General features: G+C 28.5%; 17 protein-coding genes, 2 tRNA genes and 1 pseudogene. 11 read left to right on the top strand and 9 right to left on the bottom strand.

Annotated elements, in window-relative coordinates:
• Positions 1–68: 68 nt before the first annotated feature.
• Positions 69–2,522, top strand: coding sequence for a TonB-dependent receptor (locus Lupro_RS09870; RefSeq protein ID WP_158499564.1), 2,454 nt, complete (start codon positions 69–71; stop codon positions 2,520–2,522).
• Positions 2,523–2,540: 18 nt separating this feature from the next.
• On the opposite strand, the gene Lupro_RS09865 is transcribed toward Lupro_RS09870, so the two are convergent.
• From Lupro_RS09865 to Lupro_RS09855, 3 genes are all read right to left on the bottom strand, one after another.
• Positions 2,541–2,612: transfer RNA gene (locus tag Lupro_RS09865), tRNA-Arg, on the bottom strand.
• A 186-nt stretch (positions 2,613–2,798) separates the two neighbouring features.
• Positions 2,799–3,203: a hypothetical protein gene (locus Lupro_RS09860; protein WP_068209501.1), complete on the bottom strand. Its 405-nt coding sequence runs from the start codon at positions 3,201–3,203 to the stop codon at positions 2,799–2,801.
• Between the two features lie 83 nt (positions 3,204–3,286).
• A tRNA-Asn gene (locus Lupro_RS09855) sits at positions 3,287–3,360 on the bottom strand.
• A 328-nt stretch (positions 3,361–3,688) separates the two neighbouring features.
• On the opposite strand from Lupro_RS09855, the pseudogene Lupro_RS09850 reads away from it, so the two are divergent.
• From Lupro_RS09850 to Lupro_RS09840, 3 genes and pseudogenes are all read left to right on the top strand, one after another.
• Positions 3,689–6,424: pseudogene (locus Lupro_RS09850) on the top strand (2-oxoglutarate dehydrogenase E1 component); the annotation flags it as partial.
• Between the two features lie 35 nt (positions 6,425–6,459).
• The gene (gene odhB / locus Lupro_RS09845) at positions 6,460–7,674 is read left to right on the top strand and encodes a 2-oxoglutarate dehydrogenase complex dihydrolipoyllysine-residue succinyltransferase (RefSeq protein ID WP_068209494.1); all 1,215 of its coding nucleotides are present in this window, start codon (positions 6,460–6,462) and stop codon (positions 7,672–7,674) included.
• 126 nt (positions 7,675–7,800) lie between these two features.
• Positions 7,801–8,538, top strand: a complete 738-nt coding sequence (locus Lupro_RS09840) for a transporter family protein (protein WP_068209491.1) — start codon at positions 7,801–7,803, stop codon at positions 8,536–8,538.
• Between the two features lie 2 nt (positions 8,539–8,540).
• Here the strand turns inward: Lupro_RS09840 and Lupro_RS09835 are convergent, their stop codons facing one another.
• From Lupro_RS09835 to Lupro_RS09820, 4 genes are all read right to left on the bottom strand, one after another.
• Positions 8,541–8,993 (bottom strand): retropepsin-like aspartic protease family protein, encoded by a 453-nt coding sequence (locus Lupro_RS09835; protein WP_068209488.1) that lies wholly within the window; start codon positions 8,991–8,993, stop codon positions 8,541–8,543.
• A gap of 3 nt (positions 8,994–8,996) precedes the next feature.
• Positions 8,997–11,693, bottom strand: coding sequence for a CHAT domain-containing protein (locus Lupro_RS09830; RefSeq protein ID WP_068209485.1), 2,697 nt, complete (start codon positions 11,691–11,693; stop codon positions 8,997–8,999).
• A gap of 6 nt (positions 11,694–11,699) precedes the next feature.
• Entirely contained in the window at positions 11,700–13,694 is a 1,995-nt protein-coding gene (locus tag Lupro_RS09825) for a PKD domain-containing protein (RefSeq protein ID WP_068209482.1), read from the bottom strand.
• Between the two features lie 173 nt (positions 13,695–13,867).
• Positions 13,868–14,902 (bottom strand): hypothetical protein, encoded by a 1,035-nt coding sequence (locus Lupro_RS09820; protein ID WP_068209479.1) that lies wholly within the window; start codon positions 14,900–14,902, stop codon positions 13,868–13,870.
• Positions 14,903–15,021: 119 nt separating this feature from the next.
• On the opposite strand from Lupro_RS09820, the gene Lupro_RS09815 reads away from it, so the two are divergent.
• The 6 genes from Lupro_RS09815 to Lupro_RS09790 all read left to right on the top strand — a co-directional run bounded on the left by Lupro_RS09815 (position 15,022) and on the right by Lupro_RS09790 (position 21,981).
• On the top strand, positions 15,022–15,603 hold the full coding sequence (locus tag Lupro_RS09815; RefSeq protein WP_068209476.1) for an RNA polymerase sigma factor: 582 nt from the start codon (positions 15,022–15,024) through the stop codon (positions 15,601–15,603).
• 1 nt (position 15,604) lies between these two features.
• Positions 15,605–16,345 (top strand): tetratricopeptide repeat protein, encoded by a 741-nt coding sequence (locus Lupro_RS09810; protein ID WP_068209473.1) that lies wholly within the window; start codon positions 15,605–15,607, stop codon positions 16,343–16,345.
• Between the two features lie 358 nt (positions 16,346–16,703).
• Positions 16,704–17,471 carry a TatD family hydrolase gene (locus Lupro_RS09805; RefSeq protein WP_068209470.1) on the top strand — a complete coding sequence of 256 codons (768 nt, stop codon included), beginning with the start codon at positions 16,704–16,706 and terminating at the stop codon, positions 17,469–17,471.
• Positions 17,461–17,943 carry a methylated-DNA--[protein]-cysteine S-methyltransferase gene (locus tag Lupro_RS09800; protein WP_068209467.1) on the top strand — a complete coding sequence of 161 codons (483 nt, stop codon included), beginning with the start codon at positions 17,461–17,463 and terminating at the stop codon, positions 17,941–17,943. Before Lupro_RS09805 ends, Lupro_RS09800 begins: the two co-directional genes overlap by 11 nt.
• 33 nt (positions 17,944–17,976) lie before the next feature.
• The gene (locus Lupro_RS09795) at positions 17,977–21,369 is read left to right on the top strand and encodes a hypothetical protein (protein WP_068209464.1); all 3,393 of its coding nucleotides are present in this window, start codon (positions 17,977–17,979) and stop codon (positions 21,367–21,369) included.
• Positions 21,370–21,429: 60 nt separating this feature from the next.
• Positions 21,430–21,981, top strand: coding sequence for a DUF3575 domain-containing protein (locus tag Lupro_RS09790; protein WP_068209461.1), 552 nt, complete (start codon positions 21,430–21,432; stop codon positions 21,979–21,981).
• A gap of 176 nt (positions 21,982–22,157) precedes the next feature.
• On the opposite strand, the gene Lupro_RS09785 is transcribed toward Lupro_RS09790, so the two are convergent.
• Together Lupro_RS09785 and Lupro_RS09780 are read right to left on the bottom strand one after the other, a co-directional pair.
• Positions 22,158–23,699 carry a glycine--tRNA ligase gene (locus Lupro_RS09785; protein WP_068209458.1) on the bottom strand — a complete coding sequence of 514 codons (1,542 nt, stop codon included), beginning with the start codon at positions 23,697–23,699 and terminating at the stop codon, positions 22,158–22,160.
• Positions 23,700–23,807: 108 nt separating this feature from the next.
• Entirely contained in the window at positions 23,808–24,692 is an 885-nt protein-coding gene (locus tag Lupro_RS09780; protein WP_068209455.1) for a hypothetical protein, read from the bottom strand.
• Between the two features lie 231 nt (positions 24,693–24,923).
• Between Lupro_RS09780 and Lupro_RS09775 the strand changes: the two genes are divergently transcribed.
• Entirely contained in the window at positions 24,924–25,610 is a 687-nt protein-coding gene (locus Lupro_RS09775; protein WP_068209452.1) for a ComF family protein, read from the top strand.
• The last annotated feature ends 22 nt before the right edge of the window (positions 25,611–25,632 follow it).

Raw genomic sequence — 25,632 nt, 5'->3', positions numbered from 1 at the left:
TTACTTTATGCTTTTTTTATACCGTTTGCAATTACTCTCAAACCCCTAATAAAAAAGCTCATCCTCTTTTGGATGTTCTAATTGTTGCTGAAAAACAGTATAACATTACCTTTACTTACGCAGATAAAACGGTTGAAAATTTTGAAATAATCCCGTACAGTACAGCTCTAAACTTAAAGGAAGCTATTTCTTATTTGAAAAATGCTACAAAATTAAACTTCACTTTTTTAACCTCAAATAATATTTTAATTAATAGCAAAACTGCAGGAATTAAAATTTGTGGAAACTTATTTGATGTTAATTCTCAAATTTTCATTGACAATGCACATGTTGCTGTTTTAAACACAAATGTTAGTACCGTTTCTAATGCTAAAGGTTATTTTGAATTACCTGAAATTGATGGAAACGACATTGTAGAAATAAGTCATATTTCATACGCTACCGTTTATTTAAATTCAACTGATTTTATTAAAAAAAATAAATGCTTAATTATCCCTTTAACTCAAAAGGTTGAACAACTCAATGAAGTAATTTTAACAAATTATTTAACCTCTGGTATAACTGTAAAAACAAATAACACAATTAACCTAAATACTGAAAAATTTGGTATTTTACCTGGCCTTATTGAACCTGATGTACTACATAAAATTCAATCAATTCCAGGGATTAGCAGTGTTAATGAAACTATTTCAACTATCAACATTAGAGGTGGTACAAATGATCAAAATTTACTTATTTGGGATGGTATTAAAATGTATCATTCAGGTCATTTTTTTGGTTTAATTTCAGCTTTCAACCCCTATTTAATAGAGGATGTTACAATTATTAAAAATGGTACTAGCTCACAATATAACGATGGTGTTTCTGGCACAGTAGATATGAAATCTATAAATGATATTAAAGAAAAACCGTTTGGTGGAGCTGGGTTTAATCTTTTAAGTGTTGATGCTTACGGACAAGTTCCTATTTCAAAAAAAGTAGCCATACAATTCTCAGGAAGACGCTCTGTAACCGATTTATTTAGCACTCCTACTTTTGAACAATACTTTAATCGTATATTTCAAGATTCTAAAATTTCTACCCAACTTAATATTAATAATACCGATGTTAAAACGGCTTCTAATTTTAATTTTTATGATTATAATTTAAAGTTCTTGTACAATATTAACAAACAACACAAATTTAGGTTTAACTTATTAAAGGTTGAAAACAATTTAGATTACAATGAAACGTTAAAAAATGAAACATTAAATGAATCTAAAACAAGTACTCTACAGCAAAAAAACTTAGCCTTTGGTGCTAAACTTTCTAGCAAATGGGGCAAAAAGTTTAAAACACTTCTAAATATATATTACACAAAATATAATATAAAAGCATCTAATTACACCTTATTAACTGAACAACGTTTACTACAAAATAATGAAGTATTAGAAACAGGTGTTAAATTAAACACTTATTACCAACCAACTAAAAATATTAAAATTTTAACTGGCTATCATTTTTATGAATTAGGTATTTCAAATGCTGAAGATGTAAACCTTCCCTTATACATAAGAATCCTAAAATCTGTTATTAGAAATCATTCTTTATATAGTGAGCTAAACTATATTTCAACCAATAATAAAACTTTTATTAATAGTGGTTTTAGACTTAATTATATTGAAAAATTTGGAGTTTTCATTCCTGAACCAAGAATTCAGGCATTACACAAAGTAAATTCAAATTTATCATTAAAATTTGCGGGTGAATTTAAAAGTCAAAATGCCACTCAAGTAATTGATTTACAAGAAGATTTTTTAGGCGTTGAAAAAAACAGATGGATATTGGCCGATAATGAATCAATACCAATTATAAAAAGTAAACAAGCATCTATAGGCATTAATTATAAAAAAAATAGTTTTTTTATTGATATAGAAGGGTTTTACAAATACGTTAACGGTATAACAACTGCTAACCAAGGTTTTCAAAATCAAAATCAATTTATCAAAACTTCGGGTAGTTACACCGTTAACGGAATAGAGTTTTTAATAAATAAAAAAACAGAGGCCTTTAGCACTTGGCTAGGCTATACTTTTAACAATAATAATTATAATTTTAGCGAACTCACCCCTGCAAACTTCCCAAATAATTTAGATATAAAACACAGTATTTCTATGGGTAATACATATACTTATAAAAAATTAGATATAGCAATTGGCTTACTTTGGAGAACAGGAAAACCACTTACAACACCGCTTAGTGATAACTCAATTTCTTTTGATGGAGTTAGCAATTATATTAATTATAATAAGCCTAATAGCAATCGGCTTCCAAATTATTTTCGAGTAGATTTTTCATCTACCTATAAGTTCAAATTGAGTAAAACTATAAATGGTATGACTGGAGTTTCAATTCTTAATATACTCAACAATAAAAATATCTTAAACAGATATTACAAAATAAATGCTGAAAACAGTATAAGTGCTGTTAATAATAACTCAATAGGTTTAACTCCAAATTTCACCTTTAGAATTTCATTTTAACTAACTAATAATTTTTAGTAGCTCCACCAGGACTCGAACCTGGATCTAAAGTTTAGGAAACTTCTATTCTATCCCTTGAACTATGGAGCCAAAATAAAACAAAATTTAAAAAAGGGAGCCTTGGAGGCTCCCTTTTTTACTACTAACTAAAAAAATCAAAAACTCACCACTTAAAAATCTATTAAGTAATGAATAAGTGCTGTAAAAGTAGTATGAATTTTTGATTAAATTAATGACATTTATCATTCTAATAGTAAATAATTTGTAATTCTCAATTTATGTTTTTTCTCTAAAAATATTTAAAATCTCATTTTTAGTAAAAAAAGCACTTGCACTAAATGTTTTACTTATTAAATTATTCTGTTTAATTTTAAGCATTTTTTTTCCCTTAATCCTTTTAAATTCAAACTTTATAATAGTATCATTGTTAGTTTTAACTATTACTTGATGGTCATTTACAGCATCAAAACCATCAACAATAATATTATAAATAGTATTTTTATTAGGAAAATGAAACGACTTGTTATTAAAACTTTCTGAATTCAAATCTGAATAAACTAACAAAAATTGATTATTTGATTTTAGAAGTTTTATTGAATGATTTTTACTTTTAACACTCCCTATTTCTTGACCATAACTAGACAGAGAAAGTAGAAACATAAAAATTAAAATTCGTGTCATATTCAATGATTTAAAATATGGGGTTTGGGAAAATTATACAAAGGGCAAAAAAGACTTACGTTACTGTAAGTCTTTTTCTTTTGCTCCCCCTCTTGGACTCGAACCAAGGACCCTCTGATTAACAGTCAGATGCTCTAACCAACTGAGCTAAGGAGGAATTTATTCTCTTTTGCGAGTGCAAATATACAAGGTTTTAAACTTTTTGCAAGATTTTTATGAAAAAAAAGCATTCTTTTATGCTATTTTTTTTTTGATTTAGCTAACTCACTAAGTACGAAACATTAAAAACTTCTATTAAGAATCATCTTTTATTGTTGAGTTTTCAATATTTGCTTAAAAAAGCATTAAAAAAACTACATTTTTAACAAAATTCGTTAATTCGTATTAAAAAAATAATATCTACAATAAAGCTTTTAATAAAAACAATAGTTATTGTAAAAATTGTATTTTAGCCACAACTAAATAAATCACAGACATCTAATAAAAACATGGACAAGTTTTCATTCTTAAATACCATACATACAGGATATATTTCCGATTTATATGATACGTATTTAATAAACCCTGACACCTTAGAACCTAGTTGGAAAAGTTTTTTTCAAGGCTATGATTTTGCCAATGAAAAATATTCATCAACCAATGAAGAAACTAATTTTAAGGTTCCTAAAAATGTGTTGAAGGAATTTAAAGTCCTCGACTTAATTAATGGGTATAGAACAAGAGGGCACTTATTCACCAAAACAAATCCTGTTCGTGAACGGCGTAAATACGAACCAACACTCGCAATTGAAAATTTTGGATTATCTAAAGAAGATTTAGATATTGTTTTTGACGCAGGAAGCAGCATTGGAACAGGTAAAGCTACTTTACGTGAAATTATTAAACATCTTGAAACTGTTTATTGTGATTCTATAGGTGTTGAGTATATGTATATTCGGAATCCTGAAGAAATTAAATGGATTCAAAAACAACTAAATAAAAATTCTAACCTTCCTAACTATTCTAATGAATCTAAAAAATATATATTAAAAAAGTTAACGCAAGCAGTAACATTTGAGAATTTTTTACAAACAAAATACGTTGGTCAAAAACGCTTCTCTTTAGAAGGTGGAGAAACTTTAATCCCTGCAATAAGTGCTGTTATAAGAAATGCTGCAGAAATTTATGATGCCGATGAATTTGTATTAGGAATGGCGCACAGAGGCCGTTTAAATACACTTACCAATATTTTTAGAAAACCAATACGTGATGTTTTTAGTGAATTTGAAGGCAAAGATTTTGAAGAGAAAGATTTTGATGGTGATGTAAAATATCACTTAGGTTTAACAACAACTAAAATATTAAAAAACAATAAGGAACTTAAAATGAATTTAGTTCCAAATCCCTCTCATTTAGAAACTGTAGCTGCAGTAGCCGAAGGTATATCACGTGCCAAAATTGACAAAGTATACAATGGTGATAATTCAAAATTATTACCAATAATTGTACATGGAGATGCCGCAATAGCAGGGCAAGGTCTTGTTTATGAAGTTACTCAAATGAGTAAACTAAATGGGTATTCTACTGGTGGTACTATTCATATTGTAATTAACAATCAAATTGGTTTTACTACCAACTATTTAGATGCGCGTTCAAGTACTTATTGTACTGATGTTGCTAAGGTTACTTTATCTCCAGTTTTACACGTAAATGCAGATGATGTTGAAGCCGTTGTTCATGCTATGGAAATGGCTTTAGATTTTAGAATGAAATTTAAGCGTGATATTTTTATAGACTTATTAGGTTATAGAAAGTACGGGCATAATGAAGGTGATGAACCCCGATTTACACAACCAAACTTATATAAAGCAATTTCAAAACATTCTAACCCAAGAGATATTTATGCTCAAAGGTTAATAAAAGAGGGGATTATTGATACTGCTTATTTAAATAATTCTATTGCTGAATTCAAAAACTTATTAGAAGAAGAATATCAACATTCTAAAAAAGTTAAAACTTCAAAAGTTCGTGAATTTATGCAAGATACTTGGAAAGGTTTTACCCGAAGAGATTTAAATGCTATGCTAGTTTCAGTAGATACAACCTATCCTGAATCAAAATTAAAAGACATTGCAAAGAAAGTATCTACAATTCCAACAGGTGTTAAATTTTTACGAAAAGCTGAAAAGATTTTACGTGACAGAAATAAAATGGTTTTTGAAATCAATAAAATTGACTGGGGAATGGGGGAAACTTTAGCTTATGGTAGTTTGCTTAAAGAAGGTTTTGATGTTCGTATTTCTGGTCAAGATGTTGAACGTGGCACATTTAGTCATCGTCACGCCATATTACGAGATGAAATTTCTGAAGAACGCATTAACTTATTAAATAAATTAGATGATAAACAAGGGGAAATGAATATTTACAATTCCTTATTATCAGAATACGGCGTACTTGGTTTTGATTATGGCTATGCAATGGCAAATCCAAATACACTAACCATTTGGGAAGCTCAATTTGGCGATTTTAGTAATGGTGCCCAAATTATTTTTGATCAGTATTTATCGGCTGCCGAAGATAAGTGGAAACTACAAAATGGTATTGTGGTGTTGCTTCCTCACGGTTATGAAGGGCAAGGTTCTGAACATTCATCAGCACGTATGGAACGATTTTTACAATTATGCGCTATTGATAATATGATTGTGGCAGACTGTACCACACCTGCTAACTTTTATCACCTGTTACGTCGCCAAATGAAACGTGATTACAGAAAACCTTTAATTGTATTTACACCTAAAAGTTTGTTGCGCCATCCGTTGGCCGTATCCTCACTAAATGAATTTTCAGAAGGAAATTTTCAAGAAGTAATTGATGATACAATTGAAGCAAAAAACATTACCAAACTAGTATTTTGTACTGGGAAATTTTATTACGATTTGTTAGCAGAGCGTAACAAATTAGAACGAAATGATGTTGCATTCATAAGAATTGAACAATTATTTCCGTTACATTTAGATAAATTACAAAAAATAATTGATAAATATACAAACGTTAAAAATTATGTTTGGGCACAAGAAGAACCTGAAAATATGGGCGCTTGGAGTTTTATGTTACAACGCTTTAGGTTAGTACCCCTTGAGGTAGCTTCGCAACCATTTTATGCTGTACCTGCTGCAGGTTCAGCGGCAAGGTTTAAAAGAAGACACCAACGTATTATTGATAAAGTATTTAAAACTAACTAATAAAAATTCGTCTAATAGGACAAAAAATTAATAAGATGATTTTAGAAATGAAAGTTCCCTCACCGGGAGAGTCTATTACAGAAGTAGAAATTGCAACTTGGCTAGTTGAGGATGGAGATTATGTTGAAAAAGATCAACCAATTGCCGAAGTTGATTCAGACAAAGCAACCTTAGAATTACCTGCTGAAGAAAGTGGTATTATTACTTTAAAAGCTGAAGAAGGTGATGCGGTTGAAGTTGGCGCAGTAGTATGTTTAATAGATTTAGACGGCAAAAAACCTGCTGCTAGTGAACAATCTTCCGTAAGCAATGAAAAGTCAATTGAAAAGAATAAAGAAAAAGTTGTCACTTCAAGCTCCGTAGAAAATACTTATGCTAGTGGAACAGCTTCTCCTGCTGCCAAAAAAATTCTTGATGAAAAAGGGATAACTCCTTCAGAAGTTAAAGGAACAGGACGCGATGGCAGAATTACAAAAGATGATGCTGTAAATGCAATACCAAGTATGGGTACTCCTAGAGGCGGAACACGTAGTTCAGAACGTAAAAAAATGTCTATGCTTCGCAGAAAAGTAGCGCAACGTTTAGTAGCTGTAAAAAATGAAACTGCTATGCTTACTACTTTTAATGAAGTAGATATGAAACCTATTTTTGATTTAAGAACAGCATATAAAGAACTCTTTAAAACAAAGCATGGAGTTGGTTTAGGATTTATGAGTTTCTTTACTTTAGCTGTTGTTAGAGCTTTAAAATTATATCCTGATGTAAATTCAATGATTGACGGAGATTATAAAATAATGCATGATTTTCAAGATATTTCAATTGCAGTTTCTGGACCAAAAGGATTGATGGTTCCTGTAATTAGAAACGCTGAAAACTTAACATTTAGAGGTGTAGAAAGCGAAGTTAAACGTTTGGCTTTAAGAGCACGTGACGGACAAATTACAGTTGATGAAATGACTGGAGGTACTTTTACCATTACAAACGGAGGCGTGTTTGGTTCTATGCTATCTACTCCTATTATTAACCCTCCACAAAGTGGTATTTTAGGAATGCACAATATTGTTGAGCGACCTGTAGCTGTAAATGGGGAAGTTGTTATAAGACCAATTATGTATGTTGCACTTTCTTATGATCACCGAGTTATTGACGGAAGAGAATCCGTTGGGTTTTTGGTTGCTGTAAAAGAAGCCTTAGAAAATCCTATTGAAATATTAATGGATAATAATATTAAAAAAGCATTAGAATTATAGCCGCTATTAATTTTTATAATATCTCTTAAAAGCCAAGCAAAATTGCTTGGCTTTTTTTATAAAGTTGATAAAAATCATTTTTATTTAGTCTAAATAAGAATAATTTTGTATCAAATTAAAAAAATAATGCAAAATATTAACTATCTTTTATTTATACTTCTTTTTTACAAACACACTTTAAATGCTCAAACGGTAGAACCGTCAAAAGGTATTGATAAAAACAAGTTTCAAATAGAACTAGAATCTATATACTCTATTGATAAAAAAGAAAATAATGGCTTGTCTAAATCAATAAGCACACCAAATTTTTTATTCAGGTATGGTTTTTTAAAAAATATAGAATTACAAATAGCAATACCAATTATAAAGGAAAAATATTATGAAGAAAATGAACTTGTATATGCTACACATAAATTTGATGACACTCAACTTGGATTTTCTGTAAATCTATGGAATCAAAAAAAATGGCTGCCTGAAGCAGCTTTTATGACACGAATTTATCTTCATTACTTATCAAATCTCAATTTTAATTACGTTGGACAAACTTTTTCCTTAAATTTATCAAATACACTTACTAAAAAATTAAATTTAAATTACAATATTGGTTATGCATTTGAAAAAAACACCCAATTATCAAGTTTTATTATTACCAATTTAACATATAAACTGTTTTTAAAAGGCCTAATATTTTTAGAGTTTTCTGGAAATAATACAAAAACTCATAATTTTTTACAAAACATTACTACTGGTTTAAGTTATAATATAGAAGAGTCATTAACTCTAGATTTTTCAATAGCAAAGGGTTTAAATCATAGTTTATTTTATACAGGTGCAAGAGCAACTTGGATAATCAACACTAAATAAAACTAAAATTTATACACCTTCTTTTTTAAATACAGTCGATGCTTTTTATAATCAATAATTGCTTTTCCTTTTTCCAATATATCTGCACCAATAATCCCATCAACTGGTTTTGCCTTATGTTCAGTTAAAGCATTATTTACGTGTGCTAAATCTAGTAATACAATTGTAAAATTGTGAAATTCCCATTTTTTGATTTTTAAATCATTTTTATTGGAAACTTTAGTATCCATTCCTGTAGCCCCAGCACCAGCAGCTTTAGTTTCTGAATCTTCTACTTTCAATTTAAATTTTTCAGCTAATTTAATATCAACACAAGAATTTGAGGCTCCGGTATCTAAAATAAACCGTCCTTTAACACCATTTAATGTTGCTTTTAATTCAAAATGATTTGTATTTATTTTTTTTAGTTTTATTCTAGTATAGCCTTTTCTTAAAAGAATTTTATTTAAATTCATGCATCAATTATTTTTGCCAAATCTACCATTTTTTAACAGAAAATAACCTCCTATTAAAATGAATCCCAATAGTAAAATCCATAAATAATTATAACTGGTATTATTTTTGGAAGTTGTTTCTCCAATATACACAAAACTTGCCCAATAGTAAGGCGATTTTTTAGTTGAAGAAATAGACTTATTTTTTAAATATGCCTGTTTCGAATTGTGTAGTGCAATAGCTTTATTTCCTGTTTTTTGATAATTTTTATAAAACTCTGACATTAATTTCTCAGTAGATCTATCGTTCACTTTCCATAAAGAAACTACTAAATTTTGTACTCCTGCATAAGAAAATCCTCTTGCTAAACTCATAACTCCTTCCCCTTTTCTTATTGTGCCAATTCCTGTTTCGCATGCGCTTAAAACCAACAAGTCGGTTTGTAAATTATAGCCGTATATTTCAGGCAAATACATTGTTTCATCATAAAATTCAATTGCTGGTGGCGTATAAAAATCTCCAGCAGTTGCATGTGTTGATAAATGTATAATTGAATACTTATCGCTTAGTTGATTAAACATCCTTTTAGAAGCATTCTTTCCTAATAAAAATTCTCCCTTTTGCTCTTTTTCAATGCTTTTTGCTTCTTGTAACGTATAATTTAACGTTAACAACCCTCTATGGTTATTTTCAAATACTGGGAAAAAACCAATAAATTCTTTTTTAACTGGTTGAACCAATTTCTTTTTATAAATTAATATGGCAGCTGAATAGGCATAACTAATTACCGTTTTATGAAGTAAATATGGTAATGTTTTAAAGTTTGTAATAGCTGTTTCTTTAGTAATTAGAGCATCAAACGGAATAAATGAGAACACACCATCTGGTATTATAATTGTGTGTTCATTTAACTCAATATTAAACAGTTCTCTATATAGTTGATAGCCTAATGAGGTGTATTCTTTTACGTTATTTTGTAAAATAGTACCCCTGTCATCTGAAAATAATTTTAAGAATTTTGAAATTTTGGATTTAAAAGCAACTGTTTTAGCTATTTTATGAAGTTTAATTTGATTATTTTTTGAAATTGAAAAAACATAAACAGTACGTGTTCCCTCGAAAAACTCAATGAATGATTTATAGTTTGATAATAATTCTTCTTGTATTCTTTTTACTGAGATTAAACGATTACTTTGTATTTTTAAATTAGGGTATTTTAATTCTATTTGCTGTTTTAATAGTTGAAGTTTATTTGAAATTTCATTTCTCTCTTTCGTTAATTTAGCTATTAAATTTACAACAGCCTTGCTCCCTTTTAATTCTTCAATTACAATACTTTTATTAAGTTGTGCTTTTTTAGAAAGCAACATTTTTTCTTTACTAAATAAACTATCCTTTTTTAAAGATGATTTTAAAAAAGCAGCTTTTTTTGCTTCAAGTAAAATAACTGATTTTGATTGTTCTGCGTATTGAAAAGCTCTTTCAATCCAGTTAAAATTACTTGTTTGTTTAAATAACTCATAACATAAATCTATACTACTTTCACTTCTGTTTTTACTCTCCTGTTGTTGTATTAATTTTGCGCTTTGATTTAAGTATGATGCTCTTAATTGTGCTTCAACCTTAAAAGCCAAATCAAAATTTTTAAGTGCATCTTTGTAATTCTTTATTTCAATAAATACGCTTGCCCTTCCGTCTAAAGCATCTTTTAATGTGTTTTCAGGATAAAAATAAGTAGTTAAAGGATTCTCATATATTGTTTTGGGCTTATACTTTGGCAGTAATGTTTGTAATGACTTTTGATATGAATTTAACGATTTTTTAAATTTATTTTGCGCTTGATAAACTTCAGCTATTTGGTTATATATTTTAGCTACTTCTCTGTCATTTTTACCAAACACACTTTTAGCTGTTACTAAAGATTTTTTAAATGCAAGCAAGGCTAATTTAAATTGTTGTTGTTGTTTATAATAACTTCCTAAAGTAATAGAATTTCTTGTTAAAATAGCTTTGTTCTTTTTGGTATTTAATTGGTTTGATATCTCTATGTTTTCAATTATTCTTTGGGGTTCATGCAAAAACAAAAAATTAATTGCCAAATCTGAATAAATCCTAGATTTAAGTTGTTTATCTCTTGCTAAATTTAATGCAATATTTAAATAGTTTACTGCCTCCTTATAATTTCCTCTCGTTCTAATAACTGCTGATAAATTTGAATACCCAGCAATTAGTTGTTTATTATTGTTTTCTTTTTGAGCTTTTTCAATTGTTATTTTTAAAATATCTTCAGCCCTGTCTAATTCCCCTAATCTCGTATAGTTATTAGCCAATGGTTTTAAACAAAATTCAATAATATTGTAATTTATTATTCTGTTGTTTTTGTAAATATTATAGGCTTTTTCGTATTGATTTATCGATAAATCAATAAATCCATATTGTTTTAAATAGTACCCATAATTAACATGCAAATAAAGTAATGCTATATACTCACTTTTAGTAGTTGGATTTCTCCATAACCTTGATAGTGTATTTGTAAAAAATGATAAATTTTCAACTGATGGGTTTTCTGAAAATTTATCTAAATGTGTATAAATATATTCCGAAAAGTTATCTTGTTTCTTTAATGAGTCTAAAGTAGTTTTGAAATTAGATTTCGCATGTTGAGCCGCTATATTAAAACTAAAAAGCACTAAAAATAGGAAGACAACATTTTTTAGCATTGTATCTTAAATTTTCCAAATTGCATAAAAATGAAATTGTGTATTTGGTTTATTAAAATTATAAATATAACGAAAACCTAAACTTGGCCCAATGCGTGACGCCCCAATGGTAATATCTCCAAAAACACCATACCTAATATCACTAAACGAAGATGTTTTTGTTGTTGTGCTTGTACTAGACAATACATCAATTGGATCTCCTACAATATTTTTATAATATGTGAAATATTTAGAATTTACCGTGGTATTAATTTTGTTAGATAAATCAAACGAAATTTGAGAACCAACCCCAACTCCAATAATTCCATTTAAATTATAACGAAACGAAATTGGCACAATATCAATATTTAATTTTGTTATTTCTGAATTTACTTCATCAAACCGTATGGCACTATCTATTATAGCTCCTTGTTCCAAATCAATTGGGCCAAGTTGCTCGCTTGTACTTTTGAAATCCCCAAATTCGTGTGTTGAAATCATAATTTCAGCCTGTAAATATTTTTTATATGATTTATAGGGTGAAATAGTAGCTCCAACAAAATAACTTTTAGAATCTCTAACATCTAAATAGCTATTATAACCCGATTTTATACCTATTGATATTCCTGGAGAAAAACGAGATGTTGATGTATTTGTAATTATTGGTTCATTTTTGTCAAAAATTATTTCGGTTTTACTTTTAGATTTTTGCTTGTGAAAATCTTTTCCAAATTTTAAAGAATATTTCACAAACCCTTTCGTAGAATCTTTCTCATGAACTCCTTTTTGAGCAGTTCCTGGTAAGTATATGTTTTTAAATTGGAACGATATTTGGTCTTTTAAAATAATGGTATCTAAACAGCTATAGCTAACTTCTTCATCAGGACAAATTGGACATTTAGGATACATATCTAATACCTTTAATGTTGATTTATCTAGCATTTCAGGAATATCAACATTAAGTTTTATCAATCTCGCCGGCCCTTCTCCATTGTTTTGAAAACGAACTTTATATTTTAATCTTTTAAAACGAACCAACCTATAATTTAACCGGGTATCATAAACAGCCATTTTGTTTGGATCGTGTGAAGTCACAATTTCCATTTCTTTTGTTAGTACTTTGTGAGCATCATTCCCTCGATCTGGAACATAAATACTTCTAATAGAAATTACTGCACTCGTGTCTTTCAACATTTCAGGTGTTGTTTTAAAGGTGAAAAACATATTGCGTTCTTCGTTTTTTTCTATGTTGTCTATCTCATAAATTTTAAAATCTTGATAATAGGATTTTGCATCTTCCAATGTAAGTGGAAGGTTTTGTTTGAGGGTGTCATTTACTATTAATTTTTCATTAATAAAACTTGAAACTCCTGTTGTTCTTAAAAATTCATCTTTAGAAATCTTTTTACTAGTAGTTACAATTATTTCATTTGATATTTCTTTTTCACCGTAATACAGCCTATCATCAACAAGTTCAAAATTTTTAGCCTTGTATTTTTTTTCATTATAAAAAATATATATTTTTCCGTTAGTAGTGTATTCTTTTGTATTTCCATAACTTAAAATAAATTGCATTTCTTCTTCTGGAACTGGATCTCTATTTATTTGTAGCCTAAAACCATTATAAGCTGTTAATAAATGATGATTTTCATTTTTAGAAGTATCAAAACTTATTGAATTTATTGCAACCTCTTTTGGCCTAGTTGCCGGTGGTTTTCCATCATCATAATTGTTAGTAACAGAAAGACTTGTTTTATATATTCCTTTATTTTTATAGGTATGAATTGGCTGTTTTTCAAAACTATAATTCCCATCGCCAAACTCCCAAAAATACGTGTAAAATGCTTTTGGAGCTCCTGCAATTTGGTTTAATTCTGGTGTTTTGGGGTTGAAAGAAACTTTATTCTCATCAACGGAATAAACAATTGTAGCATTTCTAGTAACTGTATCCTTTTCAATTGTTTGCGCTAAAAAGAGCTGACTAAAGCCTATAATAAAAATAAAAATAAATTGTTTTAACATAACATTTGCATTTTCACAAATATAGAAAAAGCATTTTATATTGTTTTGCTTCTATAAATCTGTACTATTTTATTTAACACTTAAATCTAGTAGATAAAAAAGAGCTACCTAAATTTGGATAGCTCTTTTACCTAGCAATTAACCTATTTCTAACTGTTCTCTAATTGCAATATTTAAGGTAATCCGTTAATTAATGTTTCTAAAGCTGGTTGAGTAATTGGAGATAAACTTGTTATCACTTCAATATGTCCATCTACAATTGTTGTTCCTTGTATCGCATAATTTAATTGTCCGTCAATTTCAGCAACCATAATAATATGTACTTCTAATCCTATTGGAATTAACCCGTAATGCTCTGTAAACATTTGAAGTGATGTATCCCAAGTATCCATTCTCGCCAATGCTGTTGGCTCACCATCGTATGATAAATATACTGCACAATTATCTTGGTTAAACCCATCTGGAACATCAATATAAAGTTGTGTTTTAGACCCAGTATAGTTATACCATTTGTCTAAGTTTGTCCATCCAAAATCACCAATATCATAATTATATGTTGCATACTCACCATTAGGGCCTCCGCCATCTCTAATTTGTGCATTATCTTTTTCTCCATCACCATCTTCATCTGCTTCAATCCAATCTCCATCTGTATCATCATCACCTCTAAAAATTTGCATTCCACCTTCTAAGTCGGCGAAATCTATAGGCTTGCTTTGAACTCCTGCCATTTCTAATAATTCTAAACTATTTGTTCCTTGCACAGCATCTATATAGAATTCACCTGCCGATTTTAAGGCTTCTTTATCGCCATTATCTCGTATCCCTAAAGTAGATTTATCTTTTAAAAGCATGGAAGCTTTATCATAAATTTCTATCAATTGTACAGTTACATTCCCTGTTACTGGAGTACCATTTAATCCAAAAGAGTTTGGTTGAAAAGTTACTTGTGTTCCTTGTGTTCCTGTAATAGTTCCTCCTACTGAGGCATCTAAAGTAAACTCTTGAGTAGCATTTGCTCTATTCTCCTCAAATCTAGCGGCTAATGCTTCGCCATCTGGTTGAGGTTCTAAAACTTCTGAATCATTATCATTGGTAATACAACTTGCAAATAATACAAGTATTGACAGCCCCACTAGATTTTTTAAAATTCTACTCACAACTTTACTTTTATTTAAGTGTGTGAAATTTTGTTTTTGTATTTTCATAATTATTGAATTTTCTTTTTTTTAAATTTGTATTTACACTAACATATCAATAGGTTTTCTTTTTTGTTACCCCTTCTTTCTAAAAAAAAAATTAAATTAGCTATTTATAATAATGGTAAATGAATAAAAAACCACACGCAGATCATATATATATTGAGGCTTTGCTAAAAAACGACAGCAAAGTACTTTCTGATATTTATAAGAATTTTTCTCATAAAATTGTTTCGTATGTAAAAAACAACAATGGAAATTCTGATGATGCACAGGATATTATTCAAGAGACATTAGTTACTATATTTCATCAAGCAAAAGAGAAAAATTTTATACTTACTTGTCCTTTTGATGCCTACTTTTATTTATTGTGTAAAAGAAGATGGTTAAATGAACTTAAAAAAAGAGGAAATAATAGGGTAACAATTTTAGAAGATGATACATCTATAACTGTAGAGCAAGAACAACAAGTTGAAGAAACTGAAATTTTCGAAAAACAATATCACCTTTTTGAATCAAAATTTAAAGAATTAGGTGCAAAATGCCAAGAACTATTAAAAACCTGCTTTAAAATTAAATCGATGGAGAAAGTTGCTGAAATTTTAGGTGTTACTTATGGTTATGCTCGCAAAAAGAAATCACAATGTATGGGAAAATTAACTCAGCTTGTGAAAAATTCAAATGAGTTTCATCAACTAAAAACCAACTAAAATGAAAGAAGACAACTACATATTGTTTGATAACTACCTAAATAAAGAACTCTCCGCTTCTGAAATAATTTCTTTTGAGGAAAAACTAGAATCTGACACCAATTTTAAACAAGAATTTGAAATTTATAAAACCCTTAACACCTCATTATCTTCGAAATTTGAGAATGAAGAGGAAGAACAGAAGTTACGAAATACCTTATCAAATTTAGGATTAAAATATATTAAGAAAGAAAAATTAGTCAAAAACAAAGGAAAAATAATCTCTCTATTTAACTATAAACAATTAATGGTGGCGGCTAGTATAGCTTTATTAATTGGCTTATTTATTTTTAAAGATGGAAACCCTGTATATCGTGATTTTTCAAATCATAATCCCTTAGAATTAGTTGTTAGAGGTGAGAATAATACTGCATCTATAAAAGCAGAAGAAGCTTTTAACTCAAAAAATTATGAAGAAGCTTTTAAACAGTTAAGCATTTTAGCTTCTAAAAACCCTAACGATATTGAAATTCAATTGTACAAAGGAATTTCTTTGTTAGAACTTAATAAATATAAGAAAGCTGAAACTATTTTTAATAAAATAAGTAGTGGGAATTCTTCTTTTTCAAACACTGCCAAATGGTATAAAGCTCTTGGATTTTTAAAACAAGGAAAACTTGATGAATGTAAAAAAGTATTAAAAACAATACCTGAAACTGCTGAAGAATATAAACAAGCTAAAAAATTATTAAGGAAGTTGTAAAATTCAGCAGTATCGAAATTTAATTCAGAAACGTCATTGCGAGCGAAGCGCAGCAATCTTATGATTGGAACTACAAAGTAATAGATTGCTTCGTTTTATTATGAGATTGCTTCGTCGCTACTGCTACTCGTAATGATGAAATAATAGTAGTAGATTACTTCAGTCGTGCCTCCTTCGTAATGACGTGTCATTGCGAGCGAAGCGCGGCAATCTTATGATTGGAACTACAAAGTAACAGATTGCTGCAGTCGTTCTGCCTTACACCAGCTGGCTCATTCGCTAAAAATATTCACTAAACATTTTTTTACGCTCTGTCCCGTAACAACGTTTATCTTACTTTTTTAGTTACTTTTGCCCTATGATAATTACCGATACTCACACACATTTATACAGTGAACAATTTGACGAAGACAGAAACGAAATGGTACAACGTGCTATTGATGCAGGTGTTTCACGTTTTTTTGTCCCTGCTATAGATTCAACTTACTTTAATGCCATGTTAGATTTGGAAAAAGCATTTCCAAACAATACTTTTTTAATGATGGGGTTACACCCTACTCATGTTAAAGAAAATGTTGAAGAAGAATTGGCTTTTGTGAAAAAATGGTTAGACAAACGTAATTTTTATGCCGTTGGTGAAATTGGTATTGACTTGTATTGGGATAAAACATTTTTAAAACAACAACAACTTGCTTTTAAAATACAAATTAAATGGGCCAAAGAAAAAAACGTGCCTATTGTTATACATTGTAGAGATGCTTTTGATGAAATTTTTGAAATTCTTGAAGAAGTTAATGACGGTAAACTTTTCGGTATTTTTCACTGCTTCACAGGAAATTTAGAACAAGCAAAAAAAGCTATTTCATACAATATGAAGTTAGGAATTGGAGGCGTAGTCACTTTTAAAAATGGAAAAATAGATCAATTTTTAAATCAAATTCCTTTAAAACATATTGTTTTAGAAACTGATGCTCCATATTTGGCTCCTACCCCATACAGAGGAAAAAGAAATGAAAGTAGTTATATAACTAAAGTATTAGATAAATTAACCAGTATTTATAATTTAAATTCTGAAGAAATTGCCACTATAACAACCCAAAACTCAAAAGAAATTTTTGGAGTCTAACCAAGTTACATATTACAAAACACCTATTGGAACTGCTAAAATTGAAGGTAACAAAAATGGAATTCAATCAATCACTATTATTGATGAAAAAATTGAAACTCCATTCAATATTCCAAACTACCTTCAAAGTTGCGTACAACAATTAGATGAATATTTTAATGGAACAAGAACCGTATTTGACTTAAAACTAAACCCACAAGGAACCAATTTTCAAAAACGAGTTTGGAATGAATTGTTAAACGTACCCTTTGGAAAAACACGTAGTTATTTAGAACAATCTAAAAAATTAGGAGATGCAAAAGCTATTAGAGCAGTAGCATCTGCCAATGGTAAAAATCCTATTTGGATCATAATTCCTTGTCATAGAATTATTGGTAGCAATGGTTCGTTAACAGGTTATGCGGGTGGTTTATGGAGAAAAAAATGGCTTTTGGCACATGAAAGTCCTTCTCCCCAACAGTTATTATTTTAAACTATATTTAACTTTACAACGTTCGTTTAAAAAATGAAAAAAAGTTTTTTCTTATTGGTTCTTTTAATCAGTGTTGTTATCAATGCTCAAGTTCAATCAGAAAATATTCATTTAAAATCTTTTATTGTTAAAAATGACACTATAAAAATAGATACAATTAGTATTAGCTCTGCTAATTTTAAAGTATTTACAAATCAAAATATTGAAATTGATCCTAAAAATTATAGTGTTAATTTTTCAAAATCGTTATTAATTTTCAAAAAAGAACGTTTTAAAAAGTTTTCAGAAGTAATAGTTCAATACACTTCTTTCCCTAAGTTTTTAACTAAGAATTATTTTAAATTTAATAAAAAAATAATTGTTCCAAAGGCAACAAGTCAGGCACAACTTTATAGCTTAACAACCAATCAACAAAAAATAGTTGTTAAACCGTTTGAAGGGCTAAATACAATGGGAAATATCACAAGAGGTGTTACTATTGGCAATAACCAGAATGCCGTTGTTAACTCTACATTGGATTTACAAATAGCTGGAAAATTATCTGATAAAGTTACGTTAAAAGCCAAAATAATTGATACTAATTTACCCATCCAAGAAAATGGAAACACCTACAAATTAAACGAATTTGATCGCGTTTTTATCAAGTTATTTAGTGATACATGGAGTATTGATGCAGGAGATATTTATCTAAATAATAATGAAACTTCTTATTTAAGGTTTAATAAACAAGTTTCAGGATTAGCCATAAATACCAATATAAAAAATAATAATTCTGAAATAAACATCCAAACTACAGGAGCTATTGTTAGAGGTAAATATAAAAAAGTACAATTTAATGGACGAGAAGGAAACCAAGGTCCATATAGGTTATCAGATTTAAATAATAACAGCTATATATTAATTTTAATAGGTACTGAGAAAATTTATGCAAACGGAAAATTACTAAAACGAGGTGAAAATAAAGACTATACTATTGATTATAATACCGCCGAAGTTACTTTTAGTACTACTTTCCCAATGAGTGCTGATGTTAGAATTACCGCCGAATATCAATTTTCAGATAGAGCTTACACTAGATTTACAACTTACAACAACGTTGCTTACAAAACAAAAAAACTGACAGTTAACGGATACTTTTACAATGAAAACGATTTAAAAAATCAATCTTTAGAACAAGATTTAAGTAACGAACAAAAACAACTATTAGCCAATGCAGGAAGCAACACAAATCAAATGGTTACTCCTTCAGCCTTTATTACCCCTTTTTCAGAAGATAAAATACTGTATAAAAAAATTAGTATAGGTGCTTCTGAAATTTTTGAGTTTTCTACTGATGAGACTGAAGAATTATATCAAGTAACCTTTACTTATGTTGGAGAAAATTTAGGGAACTATATTTTAAAAGATTTCATTGCTATTGGCAAAATATTTGAATATGTTGGAGAAAATTTGGGTAATTACAATCCTATTATACGATTAACTGCACCCAATAAATTACAACTTACTGTTTTTAAAGCTTCTTACAATCCTTATAAAAAAACCACCATTAATGCAGAAACTGCTTTTAGTAATAATGACATAAATTTATTTTCAACCTTAGACAATGCAACAAATAAAGGGATTGCAACTAAACTTGGTTGGAAACAACTAATTTTTGAAAAAAAATGGAATTTAAAAAGTAACTTTAAATTTGAATTTATTGATAAACAATTTAAAAGTATTGAACGAATTCAGAAAATTGAATTTAATAGAGATTGGAATATTGAAACTAATACGGGAAGTCAAAAATTACTTAGCACCACTTTAGAGCTTTCAAATAAAAAAAATAAGATTATAAATTATAAATTTGAAAACCTTGAACTCAGTGATTATTTTAAAGGTAATAAACATAATTTGAATGGGAATTTTACTACTAAAAATTTTAATTTAGACTTTAATAGTAGTTTATTAAACAATGAAACAATTACTGAAAAAGCTTCTTTTTTACGATATTATTTGAATGCAAGATACAACTTAACTAAAAGTTGGTTTGGTGTAAATTTTAATTCTGAAAATAATAAACGCACCAATATTTTAGATAATACTATACAAAACTTAAGTCATAAATATCAAGAGTTTAAAACATTTATGGGTGTTGGAGATTCTACAAAAGTATTTGTACAAATAGGAGCTAATTTTAGAACTACAGATAGTATTCAAAATAACAAATTTGCACAAGTAAATACCTCTGAAACTTATTATTTAAAATCAAATTTAATCAACTCAATATCAGCTAACTTAACCACATACATAAACTATAGAAGTGTTAAAAATACAAACTTTAAAAACGAAGAATCTTTAAACTCTAAAATTGCTTATAAGCAACAATTATTTAATCAATTTTTAACTTTTAATACCATTTACCAAACACTTTCAGGAACATTACCACAACAGGATTTTACATATATTAAAACAGAACAAGGGCAAGGTTTTTATACTTGGATAGACTATAATGAAAATGGTATAAAAGAGCTAGATGAATTTGAAATTGCACAATTCACAGATCAAGCTCAATATTTACGAATTATTTTACCAACAGTAAATTACATTGCAACACATCAAAATAAATTTACACAAACTATTGCTATTAACCCTCAGCAATGGAATTCAAAAAAAGGTTTAAAAAAATTAATATCACATTTTTATAATCATACTTTTATTTTAATTGATGGTGAACAACAAAAATTAGCTAAAAAATTTAATCTAAATCCTTTTGATATTCATAATAAAAATTTATTGGGCCTAAATTTTAATTTAAACAATAGTGTTTATTTCAATAAGGGTAAAAAGAAATTTTCAACCACCTATCGTTTTATCAAATCTCAAAATAAACTAACTACTACCATTGATAATACTGAGAATAAAACACAAATACACAAACTTCAATTTGAGCATAAATTTGATGATTTTTGGCTATTTAACTTCAATATCAGCTCTTCTGAAAACAAAACAAATTCAGCTAATTTTACAAATAGAAATTATTTTTTAAAAAACAACACCTTATTTCCAAAATTATCTTACTACTATAGTAAAAAAAGTTTTTTTTCTGCTTTTTATGAAAATAAAAATAAAGAAAATAAATTGGGAGGCTTAGAGACTTTGAAATTACAAAAAATAGGATTTTTATTAAATTATGTGAAGAGCTTAAAAAGTATCTTAAAAATTGAAATAAATTTTTTAAAAAATACTTTTAAAGGAGCTAATAATTCACCGGTAGCTTATCAAATGTTAGAAGGTTTCCAACCTGGAAAAAACTATACTTGGAGTTTTCTATTTCAACATAAATTAAATTCATTTTTAAATTTGAATATCAATTATTTAGGACGAAAAAGTGAAACTTCAAGAACAGTTCACACAGGGGCAATACAATTAAAAGCTATTTTTTAACCAAAAAATAGTTTGGTTTAATTATTGATGCTACTTTTGTTTCCATTTTAAACTTCAACTATGAAAAAAATTATAATTACTGGTATTTTATTGATCTTAAGCTCATCTATTTTTGCTCAAGAAGAAAATCAGGAAACTTTCCAAAAAAATGAACTGAAAATTAACATGTCTAATTTAATTGCCTTTAAGTGGGTAGATATAAGTTATGAAAGAATTCTTAATGAAGAATCTACCTTTGGCGTTGGAACTCTTTTTAGCCTTGATTCTAGTATAAACGGAATAGATGAATATAGAACTTTTTCAATAACACCTTACTACAGACATTTTTTTTCAAATAAATATGCTCAAGGCTTTTTTATTGAAGCATTTGGAATGATTCATTCAGGAAAAACTGAAAATTATATTTATACAGATTTTCCGCCTTATGAAACTATTATTACTGAAGATAAATATACAGATTTAGCCGTAGGAATATCTGTTGGAGCTAAATTTGTAACAAAAAGAGGCTTTATTGCTGAAATATATGCTGGAATTGGTAGAGATTTATTAAACAATAGTGCTATTGAAGTTGTTGGGCGTGGAGGTGTTTCTATAGGTTACCGGTTTAAATAGAAATTGAATTTTATAAAAAAAGAGGCTGTCTAAAAAGCAATTATACTTGTCATTTTGAACAAAGTGAAAAATCTCAATACCTTGATATATAAGTGTTTAATTTCAAGGAGATTCTTCATTTACATTCAGAATGACACTTTTTAGACAGCCTCTTTTTATCTTTTATTTAATAGGAATTACATTTTCATTAACCAATTTTTAATTTCAATCTCTTCTTTAATAATTGAACGAAGGTTTTTAATTTTTACTCTTTTTTGTTCCATTGTATCTCTATAACGAATTGTTACTGAATCATCGTTTAAAGTATCATGGTCTACAGTTATACAAAATGGCGTTCCTACAGCATCTTGCCTTCTGTAACGTCTTCCAACAGCATCTTTTTCATCATAAGCAACATTAAAATCCCATTTTAAATCTTCTACAATTTTTCGTGCAATTTCTGGTAAACCATCTTTTTTAACCAATGGCAAAATGGCTGCTTTGGTTGGTGCTAATACTGATGGTAATTTTAATACAGTACGTGTGGTTCCGTTTTCTAATTCTTCTTCTTGTAATGAATTAGAGAAAACAGCTAAAAACATTCTATCCAATCCAATTGAAGTTTCAACTACATAAGGTATATAATGTTTATTAATTTCAGGGTCAAAATATTGTAATTTTTTACCTGAATATTTTTCATGGCTCGACAAATCAAAATCTGTACGTGAATGAATTCCTTCTAATTCTTTAAATCCAAAAGGAAATTTAAATTCTATATCTGCCGCTGCATCAGCATAGTGTGCTAGTTTTTCATGGTCATGAAAACGGTAATTATCTTTCCCCATTCCTAATGATAGGTGCCATTTTAACCGTGTTTCTTTCCATTTTTCATACCATTCTTTTTGAGTTCCTGGACGCACAAAAAATTGCATTTCCATTTGCTCAAATTCACGCATTCTAAAAATGAATTGACGTGCAACTATTTCATTCCTAAAAGCTTTCCCTGTTTGTGCAATTCCAAAAGGAATTTTCATTCTTCCAGTTTTTTGCACATTTGAAAAGTTTACAAAAATTCCTTGAGCTGTTTCCGGACGCAAATATAAATCCATTGCTGTATCAGCTGAGGCTCCTAACTTTGTGCCAAACATTAAATTAAATTGCTTAACATCTGTCCAGTTTTTAGAACCTGAGAGTGGACAAGCTATTTCTAATTCTTCAATTAGCGCTTTTACATCAGCCAAATCTTCGTTTTCTAAAGATTTCCCCATTCGTTTTAATATAGCTTCTCCTTTTTCTTTGTAGCCTATAACTCTTGCATTGGTTGCTAAAAACTCTTCTTTATTAAAAGCATCTCCAAAACGTTTTGCTGCTTTTTTTACTTCTTTTTCAATTTTGGTGTCTAATTTTCCAACATAATCTTCAATTAAAACATCCGCTCTATATCTTTTTTTAGAATCTTTATTATCTATAAGAGGATCGTTAAATGCATCAATATGACCAGATGCTTTCCAAGTTGTTGGATGCATAAAAATTGCAGCATCAAGACCTACAATATTCTCATGTGTTTGCACCATAGCTTTCCACCAATATTCTCTAATGTTTTTTTTGAGTTCAACACCGTTTTGGGCATAGTCATAAACTGCACTTAAACCATCGTATATTTCACTTGATTGAAATACAAAACCATATTCTTTAGCGTGTGAAACTACTTTTTTAAATTTATCTTCTTGATTTGCCATTTTGCAAAAATAGGAAAGGTTTTAATACTAAAAAATAAAAAGTGGAAATAGCCTAAACTATTTCCACTCAATCAACATTAAATAATATTAATCTGGAGTTACTTTTCTTTACTTTAAAGTAATTTGAGTTGCTCCTACAAATTTATTTTCAATATATATATTAACCGTATAAACTCCTCTTTTAATTGTACCTCTATCTACTTCAACTAAAGAAATAATATCTACAGCATCATTTAAATAATTTACAATTGTTTGGTCACTATAATTAATTTGTACATCATTAAAAGTTAATTCTCCTTTCCCCGCAACGGTAAGCCCCTTTGCATCAACAATTTGTATATAAACTTGACGTTCTCCTTTTCCAGCTATTTCATTTTTTGCAATGGTGAAATTAATTCTAAAAGCATCTGTATTTCTAGCTCTAGAAGTTTCAACTAATTTACCATTTTTACGTTCTCTCATAGCCAATATTTTTGCGTTACTCACCTTTAAAACTGATCCAATTGCTACTTTTTCTGACAATTGTAAATTTTGTAATGATAACGTATCGTTTTTAGCTAATTGTTTTGAAATTTTAACATTTGCACTATCCAAATCAATTGTTAATAATTCATTTACACCTGTTAATGAATCTGTCATAAAAAATAAACGCCTATTTGTTTCTTCCAGTTTTGCTATTTGTTTTCTATAACGACGTATTAAACTGTAATTTGTAGCTTTTAAACCTTTAATTGAATCTCTTAATGCAATTATTCTATCTCTTTCTAAAGATAACTCGTTAGACATTGAAGTGTTTTGACCTATTGCTTCTTCATATTTAACAATCATACTGTCTAAATTTCCTTCTATTTCAAGTTTTTCCTCTTCTATGGCGTCTGTTAACTTTTTATGTTCTTTATTGTTATAAAAAGTGTATGCCAAAGCAACAAGTAATAATACCGCTAAAACAATAACTATTATTTTAGTATTGGATTTTTTATTTTCTTCCATCATTCTTTAATTTCTTAATTTGTTTATTTAATTTACTTAACGCAAAATGCGCAACAAAATTATAACAAATTCAATAAATAACTTTGAGGTATTCAATAAATAATTTTGAGGTGTTTTTTGAGGAGCCATAAAGTTACATCATAAAAACTATAATTCATAATTATTTGATAATTATTTAGTTGAAAAAGGTTACTTTTTTGATTAAATCATGTACTTTTAATAAAAAATAATGCTATGAATTTTTTAAAAGATATTTTTAATGTTTTTTTTCCTGAAGTTTGTTTATGTTGTTATAAAGCTTTGTCATATAATGAATCAACCATCTGTTTAAAGTGCAGACATGATTTACCTTTAACACACTTTAGCTTTGAAAAAAATAATTTAGTTGAAAAATCTTTTTATGGAAGAGTACGAATTATTGCTGCAACCTCTTTATTTTATTTTTCTAAAAAAGGAAAAGTACAACAATTAATTCACGAACTTAAATATAATAAACAACAGCAAGTAGGTAATTTTATAGGAAATTGGTTAGGAGAAGAAATAGCTGAAAGCAATCGGTTTAAAAACATAGATTATATTATACCTGTACCTCTTCATCTTCAAAAATTAAAATTAAGAGGCTACAATCAAGTTACCAATTTTGGGAAAAGTTTGGAAAAAAAATTACAAATTCCTTATAATGAAACTTTTCTGGTTAAAATATCTTCAACAAAAACACAAACGAATAAATTACGTTTAGAGAGATGGAAAAATGTACAAGAATTATTTGTTGTACAACACAAAATTTCGCTAGAGAATAAACATATTTTATTAATTGATGATATTATTACAACTGGAGCAACTCTTGAATCTTGTTGCAATGCTTTTGAAAATATCAAAAACTTAAAAATAAGCATTGCTTGTATGGCTTATACCAAATAAATTATGTTAATAATATGATAGA

It is taken from the genome of Lutibacter profundi (genome assembly GCF_001543325.1).
In the GTDB taxonomy this organism is placed as follows: domain Bacteria; phylum Bacteroidota; class Bacteroidia; order Flavobacteriales; family Flavobacteriaceae; genus Lutibacter; species Lutibacter profundi.
The sequence above is the reverse complement of the archived record's forward strand: the minus strand, read 5'-3'. Positions and strand labels throughout refer to the sequence as shown.

Coding starts and splice junctions, on each gene's coding strand:
- Lupro_RS09830 (WP_068209485.1), bottom strand. CDS start 11,693: ATGCTAAAAAATGTTGTCTTCCTATTTTTAGTGCTTTTTAGTTTTAAT.
- Lupro_RS09775 (WP_068209452.1), top strand. CDS start 24,924: ATGAATTTTTTAAAAGATATTTTTAATGTTTTTTTTCCTGAAGTTTGT.
- Lupro_RS09860 (WP_068209501.1), bottom strand. CDS start 3,203: ATGACACGAATTTTAATTTTTATGTTTCTACTTTCTCTGTCTAGTTAT.
- Lupro_RS09820 (WP_068209479.1), bottom strand. CDS start 14,902: ATGAAAATACAAAAACAAAATTTCACACACTTAAATAAAAGTAAAGTT.
- Lupro_RS09825 (WP_068209482.1), bottom strand. CDS start 13,694: ATGTTAAAACAATTTATTTTTATTTTTATTATAGGCTTTAGTCAGCTC.
- Lupro_RS09785 (WP_068209458.1), bottom strand. CDS start 23,699: ATGGCAAATCAAGAAGATAAATTTAAAAAAGTAGTTTCACACGCTAAA.
- Lupro_RS09835 (WP_068209488.1), bottom strand. CDS start 8,993: ATGAATTTAAATAAAATTCTTTTAAGAAAAGGCTATACTAGAATAAAA.
- Lupro_RS09790 (WP_068209461.1), top strand. CDS start 21,430: ATGAAAAAAATTATAATTACTGGTATTTTATTGATCTTAAGCTCATCT.
- Lupro_RS09780 (WP_068209455.1), bottom strand. CDS start 24,692: ATGATGGAAGAAAATAAAAAATCCAATACTAAAATAATAGTTATTGTT.
- odhB (WP_068209494.1), top strand. CDS start 6,460: ATGATTTTAGAAATGAAAGTTCCCTCACCGGGAGAGTCTATTACAGAA.
- Lupro_RS09840 (WP_068209491.1), top strand. CDS start 7,801: ATGCAAAATATTAACTATCTTTTATTTATACTTCTTTTTTACAAACAC.
- Lupro_RS09795 (WP_068209464.1), top strand. CDS start 17,977: ATGAAAAAAAGTTTTTTCTTATTGGTTCTTTTAATCAGTGTTGTTATC.
- Lupro_RS09815 (WP_068209476.1), top strand. CDS start 15,022: ATGAATAAAAAACCACACGCAGATCATATATATATTGAGGCTTTGCTA.
- Lupro_RS09810 (WP_068209473.1), top strand. CDS start 15,605: ATGAAAGAAGACAACTACATATTGTTTGATAACTACCTAAATAAAGAA.
- Lupro_RS09805 (WP_068209470.1), top strand. CDS start 16,704: ATGATAATTACCGATACTCACACACATTTATACAGTGAACAATTTGAC.